A 5,059-nucleotide genomic window follows, 5' to 3' on the forward strand; every position below is an offset into this window, starting at 1 on the left:
TTGGAGGGGAGTTGGAGAAAAAAAAAAAAAAGAACGGACCTCCCGCTCCCCGCCCCCCACCTTTCTCCTGGCCCCGGCGTCTGTCGTCTGCGTCTGTCGTCTGCGTCTGTCGTCTGCGTCAGTCCTCGGAGCTCAGCCTCGCCGGTACTCGGCGGCCCACGCCTCCACGGCATCGGCCGCCCGGTCGAAGGCGTCCTCCCGCCCGAGGAAGTCGGCGTTGTGCGTGGTCAGCAGCGGGGACGAGGTCTCCGCGGGCCGGCCCTGCCGGACGAGGAGCAGTGCCTGCCCCTGGACCGTGCGCGGCAGCCCCAGCCAGCGCACCGGCTGCTGCACCGTGCGCACGCTGGAGACCTGCTGCCAGGCCACCGTGCGCGTGCTGAAGAAGCTCACGTGACGCACCCCGTGCGCGCTCACCCACGCGCCCATGCGCAGCAGCCGCAGGGCACAGGCGATCGCGACCACCGCGACGCCGAAGACCACACCGGCGGAGGACAGTGAGTCCGTCGCCGCGATGATGATCGCCGCGAACAGGACGAACGAGGCGAGCAGCAGCATCAGTGCCGCCACCCCCACGCGCCACGGCCCCGGCCGGTAGGGCCGGCGCCAGAGGTCGCGGTCGTCGTACGGCAGCGCGACATCGTCGGCGGCGTCGAAGGCGCGGTCGGCCGTCAGGAAGGGCAGGGGCACGGCTGGTCCTCACTCGTTCCATGGCATGTGCTGTGCCCGGTGAGGCTACCGACCTGTGTCTCCGGTCACCACCCTCGGGGTCCGGATGGAGTCAGGACCGGCCCCACGACGCTTTTCAGCGCCGGTCGGAGGCCTGTGACGGCTGTTTGTGCGGCGAGGGCTGGTCGGCGGACAGAGCGGGCATCCCGATCACCAGGGAGCCCACGATTCCGGCGACGACGGTGAGACCGAGCAGCCAGCGCCCGGCCAACTGGCCGAAGGACGCCCGCTCGCGCGGCGGGGGTGTGACATTGCTGCGGAACCTGTCGGCTTCGGCGACGAAGGCGAACGGCACGGGTTCACGCCGGCGGATCATGGAGGCTGCGTCTCCCTTCAGGGATGAATGTTTCGCTGTTACTCATACAGACGAACGAACAGCCCCTCGGGTGCCCTCTTTCACCGATTTCATCGCGGCACTGCACCGAACGCCCCATTCGGCGGGCCGATGGCCGGCGAGCCGTAGAGTGGCCTCGCCAAGCGACAAGATGGGAAGGCCCTGCACCCGTGACCGACACCCCCGCCGACGATTTCAAGATCGACCTCCGCAGCGACGTCACCGTCGAGCTGGTCAAGAGCAGCGCGACCGACTCCGACGTGCTGTTCGCCGCCCGCGTCTCGACCGTCGGAGAGCAGTCCCTGGACGAGCTGAAGAAGGACCCGGAGCGCTCGAAGGGCCTGATCAACTACCTCATGCGGGACCGGCACGGCAGCCCGTTCGAGCACAACTCGATGACCTTCTTCATCAGCGCCCCGATCTTCGTCTTCCGCGAGTTCATGCGGCACCGCGTCGGCTGGTCGTACAACGAGGAGTCGGGCCGCTACCGGGAGCTCCAGCCGAACTTCTACGTGCCGGGGCAGGACCGCAAACTGGTCCAGCAGGGCCGTCCGGGCAAGTACGTCTTCGTCGAGGGAACCGCCGAGCAGCACGAACTGGTGAGCCGGTCGATGGAGGACTCCTACCGCCAGGCCTACCGCACGTACCAGGAGATGCTCGCCGCCGGCGTCGCCCGCGAGGTGGCCCGCGCGGTGCTCCCCGTCGGCCTGTACTCGTCCATGTACGCCACCTGCAACGCGCGCTCGATGATGCACTTCCTCGGCCTGCGCACCCAGCACGAGCTGGCCAAGGTCCCCTCCTTCCCGCAGCGGGAGATCGAGATGGTCGGCGAGAAGATGGAAGAGGAGTGGGCGCGGCTCATGCCGCTCACCCACGCCGCCTTCAACGCGAACGGTCGCGTGGCGCCGTAACGCGCCCTCGGCGCCCGATCGGGCACAGATGTACGCATCAGCCGTGCGAAGTGTCCGTATTGCGGCGTTTGGAGAAGTTCATCTAGCCTGATCAAAGGGACCCGGCACTGCTTGAACCCCCGAGCAGGCAGTGCCGGGCTCCACTTCCGTTCCGACCTGCCGCCTCCCCCGAGGGCAGACCCCGCCCTGAGCAACGAGTAGCGTGTAACCCATGGCTCCGACCTCCACTCCGCAGACCCCCTTCGGGCGGGTCCTCACCGCCATGGTCACGCCCTTCGCGGCGGACGGCGCACTCGACCTCGACGGCGCTCAGCGGCTCGCCGCCCGCCTGGTGGACGCAGGCAACGACGGCCTGATCATCAACGGCACCACCGGTGAGTCCCCCACCACCAGCGACGCGGAGAAAGCGGACCTCGTACGAGCCGTCCTGGAGGCCGTCGGCGACCGGGCACACGTCGTCGCCGGAGTCGGCACCAACAACACCCAGCACAGCATCGAGCTGGCCCGAGCCGCCGAGCGCGTAGGCGCACACGGCCTCCTGCTCGTCACGCCGTACTACAACAAGCCCCCGCAGGAGGGCCTGTACCAGCACTTCACGGCCATCGCCGACGCCGCCGAGCTGCCGGTCATGCTCTACGACATCCCCGGCCGCAGCGGCGTCCCGATCAACACCGAGACGCTGGTCCGCCTCGCGGAGCACCCGCGGATCGTCGCGAACAAGGACGCCAAGGGCGACCTCGGCCGCGCCAGCTGGGCCATCGCGCGCTCCGGCCTCGCCTGGTACTCCGGCGACGACATGCTCAACCTACCGCTGCTCTCCGTGGGCGCGGTCGGCTTCGTCTCGGTCGTCGGCCACGTCGTCACGCCCGAACTGCGCGCCATGGTGGACGCGCACGTCTCGGGTGACGTACAGAAGGCACTGGAGATCCACCAGAAGCTGCTCCCGGTCTTCACCGGCATGTTCCGCACCCAGGGCGTCATGACCACAAAGGCCGCGCTCGCCCTCCTGGGACTGCCCGCCGGACCGCTGCGCGCGCCCATGGTCGGCCTCACGCCCGAGGAAACCGAGCAGCTCAAGATCGATCTTGCCGCCGGCGGGGTACAGCTCTGACAACAGACTTCGCACGACCGCACCACCGCACCACCGGACTTCACAACTGAATACGCGGGCCACCGGTGCCCGCACCCCACTACGACAACTGCTTCTGCACGAACGTCACGCGCGCCACGTGCCCACCGGTACGTGGCGCGTGTGGTTGAGGAGAGTCTTTTGAGTCATCCGCATCCTGAACTGGGCCGTCCCCCTGCGCTCCCCAAGGGCGGCCTTCGGGTCACGCCCCTCGGCGGCCTCGGCGAGATCGGCCGCAACATGACGGTCTTCGAGTACGGCGGCCGTCTACTGATCGTTGACTGCGGGGTGCTCTTCCCGGAGGAGGAGCAGCCCGGAATCGACCTGATCCTGCCGGACTTCTCGTCCATCCGGGACCGCCTCGACGACATCGAGGGCATCGTCCTCACCCATGGCCACGAGGACCACATCGGCGGTGTCCCCTTCCTCCTCCGGGAGAAGCCGGACATCCCGCTGATCGGTTCCAAGCTGACCCTCGCGCTCATCGAGGCCAAGCTCCAGGAACACCGGATCCGCCCGTACACCCTCGAGGTGGCGGAGGGACACCGCGAACGCGTCGGTCCCTTCGACTGCGAGTTCGTCGCGGTCAACCACTCCATCCCGGACGCGCTGGCCGTCGCCATCCGCACCCCCGCGGGCATGGTCGTCCACACCGGCGACTTCAAGATGGACCAGCTCCCGCTGGACGGCCGCCTCACGGACCTGCACGCCTTCGCGCGCCTGAGTGAGGAGGGCATCGACCTCCTCCTCTCGGACTCGACGAACGCCGAGGTCCCCGGGTTCGTCCCGCCCGAGAAGGACATCTCCAACGTCCTGCGCCAGGTCTTCGCCGGTGCCCGCAAGCGGATCATCGTGGCGAGCTTCGCCAGCCACGTCCACCGCATCCAGCAGATCCTGGACGCCGCGCACGAGTACGGCCGCCGGGTCGCCTTCGTCGGCCGTTCCATGGTCCGCAACATGGGCATCGCCCGGGACCTCGGCTACCTCAAGGTCCCGCCGGGCCTCGTCGTGGACGTCAAGACGCTCGACGACCTGCCGGACAGCGAAGTGGTCCTGGTCTGCACGGGCTCCCAGGGCGAACCGATGGCCGCCCTGTCCCGCATGGCCAACCGGGACCACCAGATCCGCATCGTCAACGGCGACACGGTGATCCTGGCCTCGTCCCTCATCCCGGGCAACGAGAACGCGGTGTACCGCGTGATCAACGGCCTGACCCGCTGGGGCGCGAACGTCGTCCACAAGGGCAACGCCAAGGTCCACGTCTCGGGCCACGCCTCGGCCGGCGAGCTGCTGTACTTCTACAACATCTGCCGCCCCCGGAACCTGATGCCGGTCCACGGCGAATGGCGCCACCTGCGCGCCAACGCCGAACTGGGCGCCCTGACCGGCGTCCCGCACGACCGCATCGTCATCGCCGAGGACGGCGTCGTCGTCGACCTGGTCGAGGGCAAGGCCAAGATCTCCGGCAAGGTCCAGGCGGGATACGTGTACGTCGACGGCCTGTCGGTCGGTGACGTGGGCGAGCCGGCCCTCAAGGACCGCAAGATCCTCGGCGACGAGGGCATCATCTCGGTCTTCGTGGTCATCGACTCGTCCACCGGCAAGATCACCGGCGGCCCGCATGTCCAGGCCCGTGGCTCCGGCATCGAGGACTCGGCCTTCGCCGCAGTGCTCCCCAAGGTCGTCGAAGCACTGGAACGCTCGGCCCAGGACGGCGTCGTCGAGCCGCACCAGCTCCAGCAGCTCGTGCGCAGGACCCTCGGCAAGTGGGTCTCGGACACCTACCGACGCCGGCCGATGATCCTCCCTGTGGTCGTGGAGGTCTGACGGATCGTCGGACCTCCGACAGCGTCAACCTGGAGCGGGGTGGGAACACCTGGTGCTTGAGAGGACCCCCCCCCAACACCCGGCCCCCCCACGCCGAAGGGACAACAACCACAGCCTAGACCTATAGGCGAT

Annotated in this window: 5 protein-coding genes; 3 read left to right on the forward strand and 2 right to left on the reverse strand. The window is 68.5% G+C overall.

The genetic code is table 11. The annotated features are described in order from the left end of the window. Window positions 1-132: 132 nt before the first annotated feature. The gene (locus ACFCZF_RS32180) at window positions 133-687 is read right to left on the reverse strand and encodes a hypothetical protein (RefSeq protein ID WP_376674635.1); all 555 of its coding nucleotides are present in this window, start codon (window positions 685-687) and stop codon (window positions 133-135) included. Between the two features lie 115 nt (window positions 688-802). Then, the gene (locus tag ACFCZF_RS32185) at window positions 803-1,042 is read right to left on the reverse strand and encodes a hypothetical protein (protein WP_055421654.1); all 240 of its coding nucleotides are present in this window, start codon (window positions 1,040-1,042) and stop codon (window positions 803-805) included. Between the two features lie 188 nt (window positions 1,043-1,230). Between ACFCZF_RS32185 and thyX the strand changes: the two genes are divergently transcribed. The 3 genes from thyX to ACFCZF_RS32200 all read left to right on the forward strand — a co-directional run bounded on the left by thyX (window position 1,231) and on the right by ACFCZF_RS32200 (window position 4,927). Beyond that, entirely contained in the window at window positions 1,231-1,971 is a 741-nt protein-coding gene (gene thyX / locus ACFCZF_RS32190; RefSeq protein WP_376674636.1) for an FAD-dependent thymidylate synthase, read from the forward strand. A 211-nt stretch (window positions 1,972-2,182) separates the two neighbouring features. After that, window positions 2,183-3,082 carry a 4-hydroxy-tetrahydrodipicolinate synthase gene (gene dapA, locus ACFCZF_RS32195; protein WP_376674637.1) on the forward strand — a complete coding sequence of 300 codons (900 nt, stop codon included), beginning with the start codon at window positions 2,183-2,185 and terminating at the stop codon, window positions 3,080-3,082. 159 nt (window positions 3,083-3,241) lie between these two features. Next, window positions 3,242-4,927 carry a ribonuclease J gene (locus ACFCZF_RS32200; RefSeq protein ID WP_375925447.1) on the forward strand — a complete coding sequence of 562 codons (1,686 nt, stop codon included), beginning with the start codon at window positions 3,242-3,244 and terminating at the stop codon, window positions 4,925-4,927. The last annotated feature ends 132 nt before the right edge of the window (window positions 4,928-5,059 follow it).

The organism is Streptomyces sp. NPDC056296, from assembly GCF_042268605.1.
GTDB lineage: Bacteria > Actinomycetota > Actinomycetes > Streptomycetales > Streptomycetaceae > Streptomyces.